The organism is Streptomyces sp. NPDC019890, from assembly GCF_044903445.1.
GTDB lineage: Bacteria > Actinomycetota > Actinomycetes > Streptomycetales > Streptomycetaceae > Streptomyces.
The window spans coordinates 300,115-320,903 of the sequence record NZ_JBJDQK010000009.1; the positions used below are offsets into that span (position 1 = coordinate 300,115).

Here is a 20,789-nt window from a genome sequence, read left to right on the forward strand (position 1 = left end):
ATCTCAGACGGCACAGTAGGTCCCGGACACTCTAGGGCGTGCCACGGGCCCCGTACGAGAACGTACGGGGCCCGAGTGGCGTTCCACTCAACCTGTCGGGCTACATGCCTGCGATCAGTTTCTCCACCCGGTCGTCGACCGACCGGAACGGGTCCTTGCACAACACGGTGCGCTGCGCCTGGTCATTGAGCTTGAGGTGCACCCAGTCGACGGTGAAGTCCCGCCGCTGCTCCTGCGCCCGGCGGATGAAGTCACCGCGCAGCCGCGCCCTGGTGGTCTGCGGGGGCACCGACTTGCCCTCGAAGATCTTCAGGTCGTTGCAGATCCGGGCGGCCTGTCCCTTGCGCTCCAGCAGGTAGTAGAGCCCGCGCCTGCGGTGGATGTCGTGGTACGCGAGGTCTATCTGGGCGACCCGCGGATGCGACATGGTCATGTTGTGCTTGGCCCGGTACCGCTCGATGAGCTTGTACTTCATGACCCAGTCGATCTCGGTGCCGATCCGGTCGAGGTCCTCCGCCTCGATCGCGTCGAGGGTGCGGCCCCAGAGCTCCAGGACCTGCTCGACGGTGCCGGTGCGGATCCCGCGCCGCTCGACGAAGTCCACTGCCTTCTCGTAGTACTCCCGCTGGACCTCGAGCGCGGAGGCTTCGCGTCCGCTGGCCAGGCGCACCTTGCGCTGGCCGGTGATGTCGTGGCTGACCTCGCGGATCGCCCGGATCGGGTTCTCCAGGGTCAGATCGCGCATCACGGTGCCCGCCTCGATCATGCGCAGTACGAGATCGGTTGCGCCGACCTTCAGCAGCATCGTCGTTTCGGACATGTTCGAGTCGCCGACGATGACATGCAGACGGCGGTAGCGCTCGGCGTCCGCGTGCGGTTCGTCGCGGGTGTTGATGATCGGGCGCGAGCGGGTGGTGGCGGAGCTGACGCCCTCCCAGATGTGCTCGGCGCGCTGGCTGACGCAGTAGACAGCGCCGCGCGGGGTCTGCAGTACCTTGCCCGCGCCGCACAGCAGCTGACGGGTGACCAGGAACGGGATGAGGATGTCCGCGAGCCGGGAGAACTCTCCATGGCGGGCGACGAGATAGTTCTCGTGGCAGCCGTAGGAGTTTCCAGCCGAGTCGGTGTTGTTCTTGAAGAGATAGACGTCGCCCGCGATTCCCTCCTCGTGCAAGCGGCGTTCGGCGTCGACGAGCAGGCCTTCGAGAATGCGCTCGCCGGCCTTGTCGTGGGTGACCAGTTCGGTCACGTTGTCGCATTCGGGAGTTGCGTATTCCGGATGCGAACCCACGTCGAGGTACAGGCGGGCGCCGTTCCGCAGGAAGACGTTGCTGCTGCGGCCCCATGAGACAACACGGCGGAAGAGGTAGCGCGCCACTTCGTCAGGTGACAGTCGGCGCTGTCCCCTGAAAGTGCACGTGACGCCGTACTCGTTCTCCAGCCCGAAAATGCGGCGGTCCATGTCTGAACATTACGCCTCACGGCCTGAGCTGAAACCGGGTTCGGCAGCACCGTTTCGATCATTTTCCGATGAGTCCGAGATTGAACCCACGACGGCCACGGTGTGGCCGGGAACTGCGAGGACCCGCTGAGTGGTCATCAGAACCAGCAGGGCGGCGATGCCTCCGGCGCCCGCGACGGCGAAGCTCCAGGCGGTGCCGCCGAGCTCGACCGCGGGGCCCGCGACGGCCGTTCCGACGGCGGCGCCGACGCCGAAGGTGGTCACCAGCCAGGAGAAGGCCTCGGTGACCGTGCCGCTCGGGGCGTGCCGGTCCACGACGATGAAGGCGCAGGCGATCGCGGGCGCGAGGAAGACGCCGGAGACGGCGGCGAGCACGGTCATGGCGGCCACGCCCGGCGTCAGTGCGAGCGGCAGATAGCCGAGGGCCAGGAGGGCGACGATGGCCCGCAGCCGGCGCTCGGGGGCTCCGGCCCACTGCCGCATGCCGTAGAGCACACCGCCGATCAGCGCCCCGAGGCCGAGTGCGGCCATCAGCCAGCCGTACACCGACGCACGGCCGTGGTCGTCGGCGTACGCCACTCCGGCGACCGTGATCGAGCCGAGCGCGAGGCCGACGAAGAAGAAGGATCCGAGGAGCGCGAGCAGTCCGGGCGAGCGCAGCGCGCCCAGCCAGTGGGCCTCGCGGGGTGCGGAGCGCCAGCGGCGGGAGGGCTCGGAGAGTACGACGGACAGCGCGCCGAGCACGCCGATGGCGTTGATGACCAGGAGTGCGGCGCCCGCCGACCAGAGCGAGACGAGCACTGTGACCAGCAACGGGCCGACGGTGAACATGATTTCCTGGGCGACGGCGTCCATGGCGTAGGCCCGGTGCACCCGGTCCTCGCCGCCCAGCACGCTGGGCCACAAGGCGCGCAGCCCGCCTTCGAGGGGTGGCGTGAAGACGCCGGCGACGGCGACGGCCGCGTACGCGAGCGGCAGCACGCCGATCCCGGCGGCGGCGAGCAGCACCATGCCGAGTGCCGAGACGACGGCCGCGGGAAACTGGACGCGGGGCTGTCCGCGCATGTCGACGGCGCGGCCGAGGAGGGGCTGGCCTGTCGCGGTGGCTATGCCGTACACGGCGGCGAGCCCTCCGGCGAGGCTGTAGCTGCCGCCCTCGGCGCGGGTGAACAGGACGATGGCCACGGGGCCGGTGGCATTGGGCAGCCGTCCTATGAGCGTGCCGGCGAGCAACCGGGTGGCGTGCGGTGCCTTGAGTATGTCTGCGTAGCCGGTGGCTCCCGCGCCCATGTTCTGCCCCTCACCCCCGCAATCGAGGTTTTACGTATAACGTCCTCCTCATACGTACCATGTCGGCAGTCCCCGGGTCCACCGCGGACGCATGGACGGCAAGGGCTGAGGACGGCATCGATGGCACACGGGTCCCTCCAGCCCGGCGGCGTGCGGCCCACCAGCCGGGATGTGGCCCGCCTCGCCGGTGTCTCGCAGGCCACCGTCTCCCTCGTACTCGGTGAGAAGTGGCGCGGGCGGGTCTCCGAGCGGACCGCCGGTCTGGTGCGGGACGCCGCCCGGGAACTCGGGTACCGGCCCAATCTCGCCGCGCGCAATCTGCGGCTCGGGCGGACCAGGACCGCACTGCTCGTCGTCCCCGCCCTCACCAATGAGTTCTTCGCCCGCGTCTACACGGGCGCGGCCGCCGTCGCCGCCGAGCACGACTTCGGTGTGGTGCTCTATCCCTCGCCCGAGGGAGTCGGCCCGGCCAGAGACCCCTTCGCCTCGGCGCGGGCCGCGCTCGACGGTGTGATCGCCTCCTCGATGGCCGCAGAGGCGCTGACCGCCATCCACGGCAGCGATCTCCCGCTGGTGATGCTCGACAGCGACCCGGCCGATCCCGGGGCGGCGGCCCATGTGAACCTCGACATCGCCGACGGCATGCGGCAGATGACAGACCATCTGCTGGCGCTCGGTCACCGCCGCTTCGTCCATCTCGCCTCGGCCGTGACCTCGTGGACCTTCGACGTACGGGCCCGGGCGCTCGCGACGGCTCTGGACCGCGTCCCCGATGCCGTCGTACGGACCGTCCCGGCGCCCCTGGACGTCGGCAGTGCCCGCGAGGCCACCGAGCGGGCGCTGGCCGGTCCCGGACCGCGGCCCACCGCGATCGTCTGCGACGACGACATCCTGGCCGCCGGTGCCTGCAAGGCCGTACGACGGCTGGGCCTGCGGGTTCCCGAGGACATCTCCGTCACCGGCTTCGACGACCTCGCGCTCGCCACCGCCGTGGAGCCAGAGCTCACCACGATCAGGCTGCCCGCGGAACGCGTGGGCGAGCGCGGTATGTCCGCTTTGCTCGCGGTCCTCGAAGGCCGCCCGCCCGAGGAGGGCGACCTCCCGGTCGAGCTGGTGGCGCGCGGCTCGTCAGCACCGGCACCGGTCGGCTGACCCCTTACGTGTGGACCCGGGGCAGCGCCCTTGAGACCGCGACACCCACCGTGGAACGATCACGATCATGACGAGTACGTGGGAGACCCCGATCGACGCGACGCTGATCGGGACGGTCCCTGCGACAGGCTCCGTGACACCGCTCGCCGAGGGGCGGCTCGCCGTCAGAACCGACGAGCGGCTGGAGATCCACGACGCGGAGCGCTTTCTCTCCGGGACCCTCACCCCCACCCGGTCCGTACGGCTGCCGCCGTACGCTGCGGCGGTCCCGCTGCCCGGCGGTGCCCTCGTCGTCGCCGAGGCCACCAGGGTCCGAGCGCTGGGCCCCGACGGCGGCACCCGCTGGGAACTGCTGCACGCCCGCTGGCACGGCGGCCACCGGGACGCCCGGCCGCCGGGACCACCAGCGGTGAGCCCGGACGGCAGGCTCATCAGCGTCGTCGTGCCGACGCTCGCCACCGCCGAGCGCAGCACCGTGCTGATCAGTGACAAGCCGCCGCGGCACCGCTATGCGCGGGACACCCTGCTGCTGCTCGACGCCGCGTCCGGCGACGTCCGGGCCCGCCGGCCGATCGCGGCGATCTCCTCGGACGTGACGCAGCGGTGGCATCCGGACGGCTCGCTGCTCGCGCTCTCCTGCTGGACGGCCTGGTACAGCTGGTCGACCTGGTGGATAGAGCCGCGGCAGGACGGGCTGCACATCCGCGGCGGCACGTCGATGCGCGAGGTGATCGGCTTCCTGCCGGACGCGTCCCGGGTGCTCACGCTGCGCCGCGCCGAAGGGATCGCGTTCAACGACGACCGTGACGAACTCGCCTCGCACGATGTGACAGCCGACGACCCGTCGGGTCTTTTCGATCTCGGTGAGCTGGCGGTCGACCGTGACAACGACGAGTTCGCGGGCGCGTACCTGATCGACACCGCGCGGGTCCTGGTCACCGGCCGGATCTATCTGCCGGGGCGGCCGGTTGCGGTCCGTCACTGGCTGTGTGACGCGCTGACGCTCCGCCCGCTGGGCCGGGTGCGGTATCCGGTGGCGGTGGGCGGGGACGTGACGCCGCTCGGCGACGGCACCTGGCTCACCAGGGACCGCGAACGCCTCCACCACTGGGCGCTTCCCTGAGCCGCGGAATGGCTGCCGGTCCGGCTGCATACGGCTGCGCCCCGGTCCGCACGGGCGGTCCGGGGCGCAGCCGCGTCAGTGGTGGGAGCTCACCGCAGGGCTACTTCCCGCCCTCCCCCGTCTCCTCGATGTCCTCGATGTCCGACGGTGCGTCCGTCGGGGTCGACGCGGCGCCGTCGGCCTCAAGGAGACGGGCCAGCTGCCGTCCGACGATCCGCTTGAACTTCCGCTGCTGCGGTCGCGTACGGTCCAGAACCGCCACCTCGAGGCGATCCGCGGGGATCTCCCGCTCGCTGCCGTTGCTCTGGTTGGACAGAGCCTGTACGGCCAGCTTCAGCGCCTCGGCCAGCGACATCCCGTCGCGGTGCCGCTGGTCGAGGAAGGTGCTGATCTGCTCGGCACTGCCACCGACCGCGACCGAGCCGTGCTCGTCCACGATCGATCCGTCGTGCGGCAGCCGGTAGATCTGGTCGCCGTCCGGTGTGTCGCCGACCTCGGCGACGACCAGCTCGACCTCGTACGGCTTCTCGGCCGCACTGGAGAAGATGGTGCCCAGCGTCTGGGCGTAGACATTGGCAAGACCGCGGGCCGTCACATCGTCACGGTCGTAGGTGTATCCGCGCAGGTCGGCGTAGCGCACACCACCGATCCGCAGGTTCTCGTACTCGTTGTACTTACCGGCTGCGGCGAAGCCGATGCGGTCGTAGATCTCACTGAATTTGTGCAGCGCACGGGACGGGTTCTCACCGACGAAGACAATGCCGTCGGAGTACTGCAGCACAACGAGGCTACGACCACGGGCGATGCCCTTGCGGGCGTATTCCGCCCGGTCGGCCATGGCCTGCTGGGGTGACACATAGAACGGCGTCGACACCGGCTATCCGTCCCTTTCTGTCAGTGGCATATCGGTTCAGAAGAGGGTGCCGTCAGAGCAGCGCGGCGCGCGGGCCGTCGGGCTGTTCGAGGCGGCGCTCCAGGATCGAGCGTGCGATCTCGGAGGACTCGGCCTCGGTGAGCCTGCGGAAACCCTCGTCTGTGATGACGGTGACGATGGGATAGATCCGCCGTGCCACATCGGGGCCGCCGGTGGCCGAGTCGTCGTCGGCCGCGTCGTAGAGCGCCTGGATCACCAGAGTGGTGGCCTGCTGCTCCGTCATGTCGTCGCGATAGAGCTTCTTCATCGCCCCGCGGGCGAAGATCGAGCCCGAGCCGGTGGCCGCGTACCCGTGCTCCTCGGAACGGCCGCCGGTGACGTCGTACGAGAAGATGCGCCCCTTCTCGCGGTCGACGTCGTACCCCGCGAAGAGTGGCACCACGGCCAGGCCCTGCATGGCCATGCCGAGGTTGCTGCGGATCATTGTGGAGAGCCGGTTCGCCTTGCCCTCCAGGGAGAGCTGGGCGCCTTCGACCTTCTCGAAGTGCTCCAGCTCCAGCTGGAAGAGCTTGACCATTTCCACCGCGAGGCCCGCGGTGCCCGCGATGCCCACGGCCGAGTACTCGTCGGCCGGGAAGACCTTCTCGATGTCGCGCTGCGCGATCATGTTGCCCATGGTCGCCCGCCGGTCACCGGCGAGCACCACACCGCCCGGGAACGTCGTCGCGACGATCGTCGTGCCGTGCGGCGCCTCGATGGCGCCCTGTACGGGCGGCAGGATGCGCTTCCCGGGCAGCATCTCCGGGGAGTGCTGGCCGAGGAAGTCCATGAACGAGGACGAGCCGGGCGTCAGGAAGGCAGCCGGTAGACGCCCGGTGCTACGAGTGTTGGCTTCCACGCGTTTCCTTCCACGTATGCGGCTGCACGCCTTATGGCATCCGGCCGATCCTTGAACTGCCCCAGTGCGGCATTGCAGCTGAAGCACAGTACGCCTCGGACCCTACCCGTCTCGTGGTCGTGATCCACATGCTCTGCCGGAGCAGCAAGGCAGATCACGCAGACACCGCCTTGCTCGTCGATGAGTTGAGTCAACTCAGCCTGGCTGAGTCCGTATTTACGGCGGAAGCAACTGTCACGATTGCGCTGTGCGCGGCATTCGCGGCAGTAGCTCGCCCAGCCGTCCGAGGATGTCTTGTTGCGTTCCCATTCCGTGTGCGGCTTGATCTCCCCGCACTTTGGACACCGCTTGTGGCCACGCTGCACGGGCACCTTCACCCGCACAGTGCGCCCCTTGGCCTCCTGGCGCTGCCGGTAGTACTCCGCAGAGCACTCCCGGCAGTACGCCTGGAGGCCGTCCGCCGTGGAGCTGTTGCTGGCGAATGCGTCACGGTCCAGAGTCCGTTTGCATCGCGAGCATTTCTTAGCGTGATGCAATTCGGACATTCGGTGACTACTCGCCACCCTTCTGAACAAACGACCTCACGAAATCCTCGGCGTTCTCCTCAAGGACATCGTCAATCTCGTCCAGTACGGAGTCGACGTCGTCCGAAAGCTTCTCCTGGCGCTCCTTGAGGTCCTCCGAGGCCTGCGCGTCCTGCGCCTGCTCCTCGACCTCCTCAGTGGAACGCGTGGCCTTCTGCTGCCCGCCGCCGGTGTCCTTGGTCGCCATATCCCTCACCCCGCTCGGTTTGCCCTGACGTGAGTTCGATCGTCAAGATCAGACCCTACAAGCAGGGCCTGACATCGGCCCCGCACTTCCCTCAACGTCCGGGTACCACCTCCATGATTCCCGGACCTGAGCCGTTTCAGCCGCCCGTCAGCCGCCGGACAGCACCCGGACCAGGTCTTCCGCGGTGCGGCACCGGTCAAGGAGCTCCTTGACGTGATTACGCGTTCCGCGTAGCGGTTCCAGGGTTGGCACGCGCTGCAGCGAGTCCCGGCCAGGCAGATCGAAGATCACCGAGTCCCAGGAGGCGGCGGCGACGTCGTCCGCGTACTGCTCCAGGCAGCGGCCGCGGAAATAGGCCCGGGTGTCCTCAGGAGGCTTTGTCCCGGCTCGTACGACGTCAGCCTCGTCCAGCAGCCGTTTCATCTTGCCGCGGGCCGCCAGGCGGTTGTACAGGCCCTTCTCGGGGCGCACGTCCGCGTACTGGAGGTCCACCAGGTGCAGCCGTGCCGCGTCCCATTCCAGGCTGTCCCGCCTGCGGTAGCCCTCCATGAGCTCCTTCTTGGCGACCCAGTCCAGCTCTCCGGAGAGGCTCATCGGGTCGTTCTCGAGCCGGTTGAGCGTGTCCTCCCAGCGGAGCAGGACGTCCTTGGTCTGCTCGTCGGCATCCGCGCCGTACCGCTCCTCGACGTATTTGCGGGCCAGCTCGAAGTACTCCATCTGCAGCTGGACCGCGGTGAGTGTCCGGCCGCTGCGCAGCGTGACCAGGCGCTTGAGGCCGGGGTCGTGGGAGACCTGGTGCAGGGTGCGCACCGGCTGCTCGACCGCCAGGTCCACCGCGATGAAGCCGTCCTCGATCATCGACAGGACCAGGGCTGTGGTGCCCAGCTTGAGGTACGTCGAGATCTCCGAGAGGTTGGCGTCGCCGATGATCACATGGAGCCGGCGGTACTTCTCGGCGTCGGAGTGGGGCTCGTCGCGGGTATTGATGATGGGCCGCTTCAGCGTGGTCTCGAGCCCGACCTCGACCTCGAAGTAGTCGGCGCGCTGGCTGATCTGAAAGCCGTGTTCATGGCCGTCCTGGCCGATTCCGACCCGTCCGGCGCCGGTGACGACCTGCCGGGAGACGAAGAACGGCGTCAGGTGGCGCACGATGTCCGAGAAGGCGGTCTCCCGCTTCATCAGGTAGTTCTCGTGCGTGCCGTAGGACGCGCCCTTGTTGTCGGTGTTGTTCTTGTACAGGTGAATCGGCTGGGCACCGGGGAGCTGGGCCGCACGCTCGGCGGCCTCCGCCATGATCCGTTCCCCGGCCTTGTCCCACAGGACGGCGTCGCGCGGGTTGGTGACTTCGGGAGAGCTGTACTCGGGGTGCGCATGGTCGACGTACAGCCGCGCACCATTGGTGAGAATCACATTGGCCAGGCCGATGTCCTCGTCGGTGAGCTGGCTGGAGTCTGCCGCTTCCCGGGCGAGGTCGAAGCCGCGGGCGTCCCGCAGCGGATTCTCCTCCTCGAAGTCCCAGCGGGCGCGCCGCGCCCTGTGCATCGCCGCCGCGTAGGCATTGACGATCTGGGACGAGGTGAGCATGGCATTGGCGTTCGGGTGGCCCGGGACGGAGATGCCGTACTCCGTCTCGATGCCCATTACTCGCCGTACGGTCATGCGGCCCTCCTTGCCCGGCGGCGCTCCCCTCCGGGAACGGCGCTCAAGTACCGCTGTTGCTCCGGTGCGTGTGCGGTGCCCGTCCCCGCACTGCGCGACTCGGCGGTACCGAAGAGCCTAGAACGCCTCTGCGCGGGTGGGGAGATCAATTTCGTCATTGCTCCGGCTATGGCTGGACCTGTCGGGAAAACAGTCGGCTGCGGATGCCCGGCCCCCTGCCTTCGGCGGGGGGACCTCCAGCATCCGCAGCCGATCTGCGTCCTACAGGTACTGACCGGTGTTCGCCACCGTGTCGATGGAACGTCCGGTGTCCGCGCCCTGCTTTCCGGTGACAAGGGTGCGGATGAAGACGATCCGCTCGCCCTTCTTTCCGGAGATCCTGGCCCAGTCGTCCGGGTTGGTGGTGTTCGGCAGGTCCTCGTTCTCCTTGAACTCATCCACGCATGCCTGGAGGAGATGGGAGACCCGAAGGCCCTTCTGGTTGTGGTCGAGGAAGGCCTTGATGGCCATTTTCTTGGCCCGGTCGACAATGTTCTGGATCATCGCGCCGGAGTTGAAGTCCTTGAAGTACAGGACTTCCTTGTCGCCATTGGCGTACGTGACCTCGAGGAACCGGTTCTCCTCGGACTCCGCGTACATCTGCTCGACGACGGACTGGATCATCGCGTGCGCCGCGGCCTCCTTGGAGCCGTTGTGTTCGGAGAGGTCGTCCGAGTGCAGCGGCAGCGAGGATGTCAGGTACTTGGCGAAGATGTCCTTTGCGGCCTCCGCGTCCGGACGCTCGATCTTGATCTTCACATCGAGCCGGCCGGGGCGCAGGATCGCGGGGTCGATCATGTCCTCGCGGTTGGAGGCACCGATGACGATGACGTTCTCCAGGCCCTCCACACCGTCGATCTCGGCCAGCAGCTGCGGGACGATGGTGTTCTCCACGTCCGAGCTGACGCCCGAGCCACGGGTGCGGAAGAGGGATTCCATCTCGTCGAAGAAGACGATGACCGGAGTACCCTCGCTCGCCTTCTCCCGGGCACGCTGGAAGACGAGGCGGATGTGCCGCTCCGTCTCACCGACGTACTTGTTGAGGAGCTCGGGGCCCTTGATGTTGAGGAAGTAGCTCTTCCCCGCGGGCTGACCGGTCACCTCGGCGACCTTCTTGGCAAGGGAGTTGGCGACCGCCTTCGCGATCAGCGTCTTGCCGCATCCGGGCGGGCCGTAGAGCAGGATGCCCTTCGGCGGCCGCAGTTCGTGCTCCTTGAAGAGATCCGGGTAGAGGTACGGAAGCTCGACCGCGTCGCGGATCATCTCGATCTGGCCGCCCAGACCGCCGATCTTGTCGTAGTCGACGTCCGGGACCTCTTCGAGGACGAGCTCTTCGACCTCGCTCTTGGGGATCACTTCATAGACATAGCCGGAGCGGGGCTCGAGCAGCAGGGCGTCGCCGGGGCGGATGGTGATGTCCAGCAGCGTGTCCGCGAGCCGCACCACCCTTTCCTCGTCGGTGTGCCCGATCACCAGGGCGCGCTCGCCGTCCTCAAGGATCTCCTTGAGGGTGACGATGTCCCCGGCACGCTCGAACTCCATGGCCTCGACCACGTTGAGCGCCTCGTTGAGCATGACTTCCTGGCCGCGCCGGAGCTCTTCGAGCTCGACGCTGGGGCTGACGTTCACCCGGAGCTTGCGGCCCCCGGTGAAGATGTCGCACGTGCCGTCCTCGTTCGCCTGCAGGAAGACACCGAAGCCGGCCGGCGGCTGTGCGAGCCGGTCGACCTCCTCCTTGAGGGCCACGATCTGGTCGCGGGCCTCGCGGAGCGTATTGGCGAGCCGCTCGTTCTGTGCGGACACGCCGGCCAGATTTGTCTGCAACTCGACGATCCGCTCTTCGAGAATCCTCGTATGACGCGGAGAGTCGGCGAGCTTGCGGCGCAGGACGGCGATTTCCTGCTCGAGATAGGCAACCTGGCCGGCTGGGTCTTCAGACCCCCGCCCCGGCCGGATGCCGCGGTTGATGTCGTCGTCGTGGGCTGCCACGGTCCTCACCTCCTCCAAGGGGAGCTGGACGCTTCCTGACCCTACCTGGGTGGGTGGTGATTGAAACCCCTAGATCACAAAGACGGTAGGGGTGTGTCCGATCTTCACCCTTGCGCTCTCCCTCACGCCAGTGGAATACCCACCCATCAACATCGGAAAGCGGACGGAGGTATCGTCGAAGCGTTCAACACCCGTCAGGGCTGGCACGACTTGCTTCACATCGCGCCACCCGACGAACGAAACGGCAGGAGATATGACCGTGCAGCACGAGGCCGCCGCCGAGGGCGTCGAGGAGGCCCTTGAGGTCTGGATCGACCAGGACCTCTGCACCGGGGACGGGATCTGCGCCCAGTACGCTCCGGAGGTCTTCGAGCTCGACATCGACGGGCTCGCCTATGTGAAGAGCGGCGAGGACGAACTTCTCCAGAACCCGGGCGCCACAACGCCCGTGCCCCTGCCGCTGCTGCGGGATGTCGTGGACTCCGCGAAGGAGTGCCCGGGCGACTGCATCCATGTGCGTCGCGTTTCGGACAGCGTCGAGGTCTACGGTCCCGACGCAGAGTGACGCGTCAGCTACTGCCCGCTTCCGGCTCGGCGGTGCGGACGAACTTCCCGCCCCGCCACTGCCACTTGACGTTCTCCAGCTCATCGGGACAGCAGCTCGGCACATCCGGCGACGAGTAGCCGAGCAGGGTCGCCGTAACCGCTCCGTCGCGTACAGCGAACTCCTTGACGCTCAGCTTCTGCGCGGGCTCCACCAGCGTCGCAACGACGCGTGGGGCCGTCCCCCTGCCCCCGGTCAGTACGTAAATACCGCTCGGCGGGGTGCCGGAGCCGGCGTCGCAGCGGGCCACCGCCACCGTCTCGAGGCCGCCGTCGCCGTCGAGATCGCCCGATGCCCGCTTTGTCACCACGCTCTTCACGCCGCCGCACTGCAGCGGGAGCACAACCGCTGCCGGGTCGGGCGCGGGGGCCGCGGCGGTCTCCGTCTGCGGCGGGCCCGCCTGGGATGCGGTCGCGGACTTGGGCTGCAGCAGTCCGGCGGCCGCGATGACTCCGGCCATCGCCGTGGCCGTGGCGAGCCAGTGCACCGGTCGGGCGTGGGTGTGCGCAAGGTCCGGGACGGCCGAGGTCTGCACGCGGGAAGTCTCCTGTGAAGGCGGTGCCGGTGGGGGTGCCTCGCATCGTGCCATACGTCACAGCGGGAGCGGAACAGCAGGGTCCGACTGTGTGCTTCAAGAAGCAGTCAACAAAAGGACGCCGCCGCCGAGTTCCCTTTGGTGTCGCGGGAACTCGGCGGCGGCTTCGGTGCGTTGGGTAAGTGTCATCCCTTGTCCGGAACGTCAGCCTTTGTTGGGGCCTTCGTAGTCCTCGCCGTACGCGCCCTTGGCGGGCCGGCGGCGGCGCATCGGGGGCTCGACTCCGTCGGCGAGGCGACGGGCGGTGACGAGGAATCCGGTGTGGCCGATCATCCGGTGATCCGGACGGACGGCCAGTCCCTCGACGTGCCAGTTGCGGATCATCGACTCCCACGGCTGCGGCTCGGCGAAGCAGCCGATCTCGCGGATGGACTCGACGGTGCGCGCGAGCTGGGTGGTGGTCGCCACGTAGCAGCAGAGGATGCCGCCGGGGACGAGAGCCTTGGAGACGGCCTCCAGGCACTCCCACGGGGCGAGCATGTCCAGGATCACGCGGTCGACGTCGGCGTCGGTCAGATTGTCCTGAAGGTCGCCGACGGTGAGCTGCCAGGCGGGGTGCGGGCCGCCGAAGTAGCGCTCCACGTTCTGCTGGGCGATCTCGGCGAAGTCCTCGCGGCGCTCGTAGGAGTGCAGCATGCCGTGGTCGCCGATGGCGCGCAGCAGGAAGGCGCTGAGCGAGCCGGAGCCCACCCCCGCCTCGACGACGCGCGCGCCGGCGAAGATGTCGGCGAAGGCCAGGATCTGCCCCGCGTCCTTGGGGTAGACCACGGCGGCGCCGCGGGGCATGGACAGGACATAGTCGGGGAGCAGGGGGCGCAGCGCGAGGTAGGCGACGTTTCCCGTGGTACGGACAACACTGCCCTCGGGAGCGCCGATCAGCTCGTCGTGCGGGAAGGAACCCTTGTGGGTGTGGAAATTCTTCCCGGCCTCGAGCGTGAACGTGTAGTGGCGTCCCTTGGGGTCGGTGAGCTGGACCTGGTCCCCGACCTTGAAGGGCCCGCGTCGGCGGGCGGCACCGGTCGGTTCGGACATGTGACCAGCCTACCGGCCCCGACCGGGCCCCGGTGACCACGGGAAGCCTGCCGGACGGCCTCACCCCGGCGGCTGGTGAGCCCGGCCGCAGTCCCCGAACCTCGGGGCTGCGCCCTGCCGCCAGGCCCTTGGGTCGGTGGCACCACCCCGGCCGCCCGGCGAGTGACCGGGCCCGTGGGAGCCCGAGGGCCCGTGGGCCTGGCCCCGCCCCGAGCGTTCCCTGAGCGCCCGTATCGGCTGGTGAGTGAGCCGAAGGGGCGCGCGGGTGTCGAAAGGGAGAGCGCGTGGAGGCCGCGAGGAACGAGTGGTCGAGCACGGTCGACCGTCGACAGACGCTAAAGCGCCCCGGAGGAGAACCGAGCCCTCAGGAAGAGGGCCGGGCCATGGCGGCCACGAACGCGCGCTCCACGTCCGCCGTGGACAGCACGCCGTAGATCTCGCCCGTCTCCTCCACCACCAGGTACTCCGTCGCCGGCGACGCCCTCAGCTTGTCCAGGAGCGCCTCGCCCGCCAGCTCCGCGGAGACCTTCATGCCCTCGGTGAGCTCCTGGGCCAGGCCGCTCACCGCGACCCAGGGCCGGCGGTGTTCGGGGACGCCGACGATGGCCGTCTCGCGGACGAGAGCCTTCGGGTCGCCATGCCCGTCGACGACGACCAGCGCGCGGGCCCCGGCCTCGTTCGCCCGGCGCAGGGCCTCGGAGAGCGGGGTGTCGGACTCGACGGGGACAGCGCGCCTGGTGAGCGTGCGGGCCTCCAGCTCGGGGAGGTGTTCGCGCAGCCGGGCCATGCGCAGGCTGTTGCCCGCGCCGGTCCAGATGATCGCGGCGAGGATCGCGGCGAGCAGTGCGTCCGTGACCGTCTCCATGCCGCCGATGTCCTCGGTGGCATTGCCGAGCGCGCCGGTGTGGGTGAGCAGCGGCAGACCGATCAGGACGGCGACGGCCAGCGCCCGGCCCACCCAGGCCGCCGCGACGGTGCCCGACATCGGTTTGCCGGTGATCTTCCACACCACGGCGCGCAGCATCCGGCCCCCGTCCAGCGGCAGACCGGGCAGCAGGTTGAACGCGGCGACGATCAGGTTGGAGATCATCAGGCCGGCGAGCAGCACGCCCGGGACCGTACCGGGATCGACGGCCTGCATCCCCAGGTAGAAGAGACCGGCCAGGACGAGCGAGAGCAGCGGCCCGACGAAGGCCAGGATGAACTCGCGGCCCGGCGTCTCGGATTCCTTCTCGATCTCCGAGACCCCGCCGAAGAACTGGAGCTGGATGCGCCGCACCGGCAGTTTGAAGCGCAGCGCGGCCACGGTGTGGGCCAGTTCGTGGACGAGTACGGAGGCGTAGAAGGCGACCGCGAAGAAGAGGGAGACGAGATAGCGCATGCCGCCGAGCTCGGGCAGCACCCGGTCGAGCTGACCTCCGAAGACCCAGGTGATGAGGGCCGCGACGATGAACCAGCTGGGGGCGACATAGACGGGCACGCCGAAGGGACGACCCATCAGAATGCCGCCGCCGGGGCCGTCGGAGCGTCGCGGTTTGCCGCCGTCGGGGTTCGTTCCTCCCGCAGTGGACCGCGGTCGCTCGCGCTCACCGCTCGTGTCGTCCTCGTTCACGGGATCCTTTCGTTGCGATTGCGCCGCTCGCTCGATCCTGCAGTGCGCACGGTCTGAGGTCGATGGTATTCCGCTCGCTGTCAGTGGCGGGCCGTAGGGTCTGTGTCATGAGTACGAGTCAGCAGCCCAGTTCGCTCTCGCCGTCGCGGGCGAGCGACTTCATGCAGTGCCCCCTGCTGTACCGGTTCCGGGTGATCGACAAGCTGCCCGAGAAGCCCAGCGAGGCGGCTACCCGCGGCACTCTGGTGCATGCGGTGCTGGAGCGGCTTTTCGACGCCCCGGCGGCGGAGCGCACGGCTCCGCGTGCCAAGGCGCTGATCCCGGGCCAGTGGGACCGGCTGCTCGAGACGAAACCCGAGCTGGGCGAGCTGTTCGCCGAGGACGCCGAGGGCGAGCGGCTGACGCGCTGGCTGGGCGAGGCGGAGCAGTTGGTGGAGCGGTGGTTCTCGCTGGAGGACCCGACCCGGCTCGAGCCCGCCGAGCGGGAGATGTTCGTCGAGACGGAGCTGGAGTCGGGCCTGCGGCTGCGCGGCGTCATCGACCGGGTCGATGTGGCGCCCACCGGCGAGGTCCGGATCGTCGACTACAAGACGGGCAAGGCCCCCCGCCCGGAGTACAGCGAGGGCGCGCTGTTCCAGATGAAGTTCTACGCCCTGGTGATCTGGCGCCTGAAGAAGGTGGTGCCGCGTCGGCTCCAGCTCGTCTATCTGGGCAGCGGCGATGTGCTGACGTACGACCCGGCCCCGTCGGACCTGGAGCGCATGGAGCGCAAGCTGCTGGCCCTCTGGGACGCGATCAGGCTGGCCACCGAGACGGGTGACTGGCGGCCGCGGCCGACGAAGCTGTGCGGCTGGTGCGACCATCAGGCGGTCTGTCCCGAATTCGGCGGCACTCCCCCGGTATATCCGCTGAGCATCTCCCCGACGGCGCCGGAAGAGGATGGTCAGGGCAGAATGGGCCCGGTCTAAAAAAGGAGTACCTGTGGCTATCCGCGTCCTACTGGTCGACGACCAACCGCTGTTGCGCACCGGCTTCCGGATGATCCTGGAGGCGGAGCAGGACGTCGCGGTCGTCGGCGAGGCCGGGGACGGCCTCCAGGCACTCGACCAGGTGCGGGCGCTGCAGCCCGATGTGGTGCTGATGGACATCCGGATGCCCCGGATGGACGGCGTCGAGGCGACCCGGCAGATCACCGGCCCCGGGCGCGACGGCCCGGCGAAGGTGCTGGTGCTGACCACCTTCGATCTCGATGAGTACGTGGTGGAGGCGCTGCGGGCCGGCGCGAGCGGCTTCCTGCTGAAGGACGCGCCCGCCGATGAGCTGGTCCAGGCGATCCGGGTGGTCGCGGCGGGCGAGGCGATGCTGGCGCCGAGCATCACCCGCAGGCTCCTCGACAAGTACGCGGGCCATCTGCCCTCCGGCGAGGAGCCGGTGCCGGACACGCTGCACACGCTGACCGAGCGCGAGGTGGAGGTGCTCAAGCTGGTCGCGCGGGGGCTTTCCAACGCGGAGATCGCCGCGGATCTGTTTGTCAGCGAGACGACCGTCAAGACGCATGTCGGCCATGTGCTGACGAAGCTGGGCCTGCGCGACCGGGTGCAGGCTGCGGTCTATGCGTACGAGAGCGGTCTGGTGCGCCCCGGCGCGCAGTAGTCGGAGCACCGGCAAGAACGAACGGCGGCGGGCTGATGCCCGCCGCCGTCGTCAGTGCTCAGGGTCGCCCCGGGTTACGCGCTGCCGCGTCCCAGCTCCCACAGCTGCAGGTCCGAGCTGGAGTTGAGCAACCGCTCGACGCCCGTGACACCGGTGCGGGCGGCGACGTACTGCTTGCCCTGCCACAGCGGCAGTATCGGCACGTCGGTGGCGACGATCTGCTGAATCTGCGTGAAGGCGTCGGACGCGGCGGTGCGGTCCGCGACGCGCCGCGACTGCGGGATGAGGTTGCGGGCCACCGTGCTCACGTACGGGGTGTTGAGGAAGTTGCCCTTGTCCAGGAACGGGGCGATGTAGTTGTCCGGGTCCGGGAAGTCGGGGAACCAGCCGAGACCGTAGACGGCGTAGTCACCGCGCTTCTGGGCGGGACGGAACTTGGACCACTCGGTGCCCTCGATGCTGACGTCGAAGAGCTTGCTGGAGTTCAGCTGCTCCTTGAGCGCCTCGAACTCCTTTGCCGTACCGGCACCGTAGTGATCGGTCGTGTAGTGGAGCTTCAGCCTCACCGGTGTGGTGATGTCGGCGTCGCGCAGGATCTCCGCGGCCTTCTTGCCGCTCGGCTCGCCGTACTTGTTGTAGAAGGAGTTGGTGTGCGCGGCGATGCTCGTCGGGATGAGCGAGTAGAGCGGCTCGGCGGTGGAGCCGTACACCTGGCCCGCGATGTGACCGCGGTCGACGACCGCCGCCATGGCCTGCCGGACGGCCTTGTTCTTCACCGACGGGTCATTGGTGTTGAAGCCGAGGTAACGGATCTCGAGGCCCGGCATTTCGGTGAGCTCGATGCCCTCCTTGGGGCTCTCGGACATGCTCTTGATCTGCTCGGGCGACATCGCACGGGTCATGATGTCGATGTCGCCGGACTCGAGCGCCTTGCCCATGGAGTCGGCGTCGGCGAAGGACCGCAGCTCGACCTTGTCGTTGCGGAGCTTGAGGTCACCCTTGTAGTTGGGGTTCTTGCTGAAGACGACCCGGGTGATCTGGTCACCCTTGAGCTCGGTCTTCATGGTGTACGGGCCCGAACCGTCGACCCCGAAGCCCTCGCGCAGCTTGTTGCCGTCGTAGTGCTTCTTGCTGACGATGCCGGCGGCCGGCGTCGAGAGCTTGTACGGAAAGGTCGCGTCCGGCGTGGCGAGGTGGAAGACCACCTCGTCGCCGTTGGTGTCGATGGTGTCGATGTTCGAGAGCAGCGCCGCCGTGCCGTTGTCGGCGTTGATGTCCAGCACACGCTGGATGGAGAACTTGACGTCCTCGGCGGTGACGGAGGTGCCGTCGGCGAACTTCAGGCCGCTGCGCAGCTTGCAGCGGTAGCTCTCACTCACCTTGTCGGTGAAGCTGCAGGACTCGGCCGCGTCGGGCACCGGCTCACCGCCGCCGAGCGGGGCATGCATCAGCGTTTGGAGGGTCTGCCGCAGCACGTTCCAGGCGCCGGTGTCGTACGCGTAAGCCGGGTCGAGGGGCGCGGGCGTGTCTTCGTTGGCGACGAACTGGTCCGTAGTGCCCACGACAATGGCAGCTCCGTCGCCGGACCCGCCGTCCGCCGCGCCGCACGCGACGAGCACGGGCGCGAGCAGGCCGACCACGGCCGGCAGCACCAAAGTCTTACGGTTCATCCTGGACGTTCTCCTCATCGGGCGCTGGGTTACAGCGATGCCTGCGGGACCTCCGTCGCGGCCGCCCGTTCGGAGCGGTGCGGTCGGGCCGGGGAAACAGAGCGATCGGCACTGTGTTCCCCATGGCTGGGTGGCCGCCGAGACAGATCGTTGAGCAACGAAGTTCTCGCGATGAGATTAGTCGGCAACGCCAGGAACACTCGTCGCAGCGAGAGTTGGAGCGTATCCGCTGAGTGATCACGCATGTCGGTGAGTAGATGGTTACGCCACGGAATTATTCGCACAGTGCCCCATCAAAGCGGACACAAAGGCACGCCCGACACCTCCCAAAATGGACATCGGACGGCCGGGACCAAGCGAACCAAGGGCACCCTCAGTGACAAACATCACTCCATGAACGTCCTTGACCGGATCCGGAAAAGCGTTGGCTCATGTCACGGAAAAAACACGCTCCGCTGCCCAGAGTTTCCGGCGCATTCGAGAATGCACGGACAGTAAACGAATCAGTTCATCGTGGTGATGAGAGTGCGCAGAAAACCAAGGTCCACTTCTTCGAGCGACCGTACGATCACCCGGCCGTCAGCAGGCGCGATCGGCGCCACGGACGGCACGGCGACCACCCGGCAGCCCGCCGCCTCTGCGGCGGCGACACCGGTCGCGGTGTCCTCGATGACGGCGCATCTCGTCGGCTCGGCCCCAAGGCCCCGGGCCGCCAGCAGATAGGGGTCGGGGTGCGGCTTCGTACGCGGCACCTCGTCGCCCGCCACCGAGAGCGCGAAGTACTGGGGGCCGAGCGAGGCGAGGACGCGGTCGATGATGCGGCGGTGGGAGGCAGAGACCAGTGCGGTGGGCACATTGTGCTTGGCCAGTTCGGCGAGCAGCCTGGCGGCGCCCGGCATCAGCGGTACATCGCGCCCGATGCGGTCCTCGAAGCGTTCATTGAGCAGCACAGTCAGCTCGGCGAGCGTGATGTCGGCGCCGGTGGCCTCGATGAGGTAACCGGCACTGCGGGTCATGGGGCCGCCGACCACCACATCCCGCCAGGCCTCGTCGAGCCGATGGCCGAGATCGGCGAAGACCGCCACCTCGGCGTCCCACCAGAAGCCTTCGGTGTCCACGAGGGTGCCGTCCATGTCGAGAAAGACAGCCTGAAGAGCGGAGCCCTCGGCTGAACGGGTCATGGACGCGGGGACCGTACTGGTCATCCGGCACACCTCCACTAGGGACGAGAAGGCCGGCCGCCTTCCCAGGTGGGGAGGCGACCGGCCTGCACTGGACCGACAAGTGTACGACGTGGCCGACTAACGTGCGTTGAAGTACTTCGCTTCGGGGTGGTGGATGACGATCGCGTCGGTGGACTGCTCGGGGTGGAGCTGGAACTCCTCCGACAGCCGGACACCGATCCGCTCGGGTTCGAGGAGCGACGCGATCTTGGCGCGGTCCTCCAGGTTCGGGCACGCACCGTAACCGAGCGAGAACCGGGCGCCGCGGTACTTGAGCGCGAACATGTCCTCCATGTCGGCCGGGTCCTCGCCGGCGAAGCCGAGCTCGGCGCGCACCCGGGCGTGCCAGTACTCGGCCAGCGCCTCCGCCAACTGCACAGAAAGCCCGTGCAGTTCGAGATAGTCGCGGTACGAGTCCGACTCGAAGAGCTCCGCGGTGGCTTCACCGATCTTCGAGCCGACCGTGACGACCTGCAGTCCCACCACATCTGTTTCGCCGGACTCTTCGGGACGGAAGAAGTCGGCGAGGCAGAGGCGGCGGCCACGGCGCTGGCGGGGGAAGGAGAAGCGGGTGCGTTCGGATCCGTCCTCGTTGAGCAGGATCAGGTCGTCGCCCTTGGACACGCACGGGAAGTAGCCGTAGACCACGGCGGCTTCCAGGAGGCCCCGGGTGTGCAGCTGGTCCAGCCAGCCGCGCAGCCGCGGCCGTCCCTCCCTCTCCACCAGCTCCTCGTACGTCGGGCCGTCGCCGGCCCGCGTCTGCTTCAGTCCCCACTGGCCCTTGAACAGCGCGCCCTCGTCCAGCCAGGAGGCGTACTCCTTGAGCTGGATGCCCTTGATCACCCGGGTGCCCCAGAACGGCGGCTCGGGGACCGGATTGTCGATCGCCACATCGGAACGGGCCGCACCCTCTTCGGGGCGCTCCTCGACGACCGTGTTGGTGGTGGCGCGGACCCGGCGCTGCTTGAGCTCGGGAAGCACAGCCCCGGGGACACCGCGCTTCACGGCGATCAGGGCGTCCATCAGGCGCAGGCCCTCGAAGGCGTCGCGGGCGTAGCGGACCTCGCCCTCGTAGATCTCGTGCAGGTCCTGCTCGACATACGCCCGGGTCAGCGCCGCGCCGCCCAGGATGACCGGGTAGTC

The 20,789-nt window shown here is 68.3% G+C and carries 19 protein-coding genes; 5 read left to right on the forward strand and 14 right to left on the reverse strand.

From position 1 onward, the window contains the following. Positions 1–100: 100 nt before the first annotated feature. Both pafA and ACI2LP_RS24990 read right to left on the reverse strand, forming a co-directional pair. Positions 101–1,462 carry a Pup--protein ligase gene (gene pafA, locus ACI2LP_RS24985; RefSeq protein WP_215091400.1) on the reverse strand — a complete coding sequence of 454 codons (1,362 nt, stop codon included), beginning with the start codon at positions 1,460–1,462 and terminating at the stop codon, positions 101–103. A gap of 9 nt (positions 1,463–1,471) precedes the next feature. Further along, positions 1,472–2,752, reverse strand: coding sequence for an MFS transporter (locus ACI2LP_RS24990; RefSeq protein ID WP_404726722.1), 1,281 nt, complete (start codon positions 2,750–2,752; stop codon positions 1,472–1,474). 120 nt (positions 2,753–2,872) lie between these two features. Between ACI2LP_RS24990 and ACI2LP_RS24995 the strand changes: the two genes are divergently transcribed. Both ACI2LP_RS24995 and ACI2LP_RS25000 read left to right on the forward strand, forming a co-directional pair. Then, positions 2,873–3,904, forward strand: coding sequence for a LacI family DNA-binding transcriptional regulator (locus ACI2LP_RS24995; RefSeq protein WP_404726723.1), 1,032 nt, complete (start codon positions 2,873–2,875; stop codon positions 3,902–3,904). A gap of 67 nt (positions 3,905–3,971) precedes the next feature. Further along, a complete protein-coding gene (locus ACI2LP_RS25000; RefSeq protein WP_404726724.1) occupies positions 3,972–5,027 on the forward strand; it encodes a hypothetical protein in 1,056 nt (351 codons plus the stop codon). Between the two features lie 100 nt (positions 5,028–5,127). Here ACI2LP_RS25000 and prcA read toward each other — a convergent pair whose 3' ends face one another. From prcA to arc, 6 genes are all read right to left on the reverse strand, one after another. Next, on the reverse strand, positions 5,128–5,901 hold the full coding sequence (gene prcA, locus ACI2LP_RS25005) for a proteasome subunit alpha (protein WP_404726725.1): 774 nt from the start codon (positions 5,899–5,901) through the stop codon (positions 5,128–5,130). 52 nt (positions 5,902–5,953) lie between these two features. Continuing rightward, complete coding sequence (gene prcB, locus ACI2LP_RS25010; protein ID WP_404726726.1) at positions 5,954–6,799, reverse strand: proteasome subunit beta; 846 nt, start codon at positions 6,797–6,799, stop codon at positions 5,954–5,956. Next, positions 6,751–7,344 carry an endonuclease VII domain-containing protein gene (locus ACI2LP_RS25015; protein WP_404726727.1) on the reverse strand — a complete coding sequence of 198 codons (594 nt, stop codon included), beginning with the start codon at positions 7,342–7,344 and terminating at the stop codon, positions 6,751–6,753. Before ACI2LP_RS25015 ends, prcB begins: the two co-directional genes overlap by 49 nt. A gap of 7 nt (positions 7,345–7,351) precedes the next feature. Then, a complete protein-coding gene (locus ACI2LP_RS25020) occupies positions 7,352–7,570 on the reverse strand; it encodes a ubiquitin-like protein Pup (RefSeq protein ID WP_011027899.1) in 219 nt (72 codons plus the stop codon). A 147-nt stretch (positions 7,571–7,717) separates the two neighbouring features. After that, entirely contained in the window at positions 7,718–9,229 is a 1,512-nt protein-coding gene (gene dop, locus ACI2LP_RS25025) for a depupylase/deamidase Dop (protein WP_404726728.1), read from the reverse strand. A gap of 261 nt (positions 9,230–9,490) precedes the next feature. After that, positions 9,491–11,257: a proteasome ATPase gene (gene arc / locus ACI2LP_RS25030; RefSeq protein ID WP_404726729.1), complete on the reverse strand. Its 1,767-nt coding sequence runs from the start codon at positions 11,255–11,257 to the stop codon at positions 9,491–9,493. A gap of 253 nt (positions 11,258–11,510) precedes the next feature. Here arc and ACI2LP_RS25035 point away from each other — a divergent pair, with 253 nt between their 5' ends. Beyond that, complete coding sequence (locus ACI2LP_RS25035) at positions 11,511–11,822, forward strand: ferredoxin (RefSeq protein ID WP_404726730.1); 312 nt, start codon at positions 11,511–11,513, stop codon at positions 11,820–11,822. Between the two features lie 4 nt (positions 11,823–11,826). Here ACI2LP_RS25035 and ACI2LP_RS25040 read toward each other — a convergent pair whose 3' ends face one another. The 3 genes from ACI2LP_RS25040 to ACI2LP_RS25050 form a co-directional block, all read right to left on the reverse strand. Then, positions 11,827–12,396: a hypothetical protein gene (locus ACI2LP_RS25040; RefSeq protein ID WP_404726731.1), complete on the reverse strand. Its 570-nt coding sequence runs from the start codon at positions 12,394–12,396 to the stop codon at positions 11,827–11,829. Positions 12,397–12,600: 204 nt separating this feature from the next. Beyond that, positions 12,601–13,488, reverse strand: coding sequence for a tRNA (adenine-N1)-methyltransferase (locus ACI2LP_RS25045; RefSeq protein ID WP_142216178.1), 888 nt, complete (start codon positions 13,486–13,488; stop codon positions 12,601–12,603). 364 nt (positions 13,489–13,852) lie between these two features. Beyond that, entirely contained in the window at positions 13,853–15,100 is a 1,248-nt protein-coding gene (locus ACI2LP_RS25050) for a site-2 protease family protein (protein WP_404726732.1), read from the reverse strand. A gap of 107 nt (positions 15,101–15,207) precedes the next feature. Here ACI2LP_RS25050 and ACI2LP_RS25055 point away from each other — a divergent pair, with 107 nt between their 5' ends. Together ACI2LP_RS25055 and ACI2LP_RS25060 are read left to right on the forward strand one after the other, a co-directional pair. Then, positions 15,208–16,068: a RecB family exonuclease gene (locus tag ACI2LP_RS25055; RefSeq protein ID WP_404726733.1), complete on the forward strand. Its 861-nt coding sequence runs from the start codon at positions 15,208–15,210 to the stop codon at positions 16,066–16,068. Positions 16,069–16,081: 13 nt separating this feature from the next. Continuing rightward, a complete protein-coding gene (locus tag ACI2LP_RS25060; RefSeq protein WP_404726734.1) occupies positions 16,082–16,753 on the forward strand; it encodes a response regulator in 672 nt (223 codons plus the stop codon). A gap of 74 nt (positions 16,754–16,827) precedes the next feature. Here the strand turns inward: ACI2LP_RS25060 and ACI2LP_RS25065 are convergent, their stop codons facing one another. The 3 genes from ACI2LP_RS25065 to ACI2LP_RS25075 all read right to left on the reverse strand — a co-directional run. Continuing rightward, positions 16,828–18,423, reverse strand: a complete 1,596-nt coding sequence (locus ACI2LP_RS25065; RefSeq protein WP_404726735.1) for an ABC transporter substrate-binding protein — start codon at positions 18,421–18,423, stop codon at positions 16,828–16,830. Positions 18,424–18,926: 503 nt separating this feature from the next. After that, complete coding sequence (locus ACI2LP_RS25070; RefSeq protein ID WP_404726736.1) at positions 18,927–19,628, reverse strand: HAD family hydrolase; 702 nt, start codon at positions 19,626–19,628, stop codon at positions 18,927–18,929. Positions 19,629–19,724: 96 nt separating this feature from the next. Beyond that, positions 19,725–20,789, reverse strand: a 1,065-nt coding sequence (locus ACI2LP_RS25075; protein WP_404726737.1) for a vitamin B12 dependent-methionine synthase activation domain-containing protein, incomplete at its 5' end; no start/stop codon positions are given.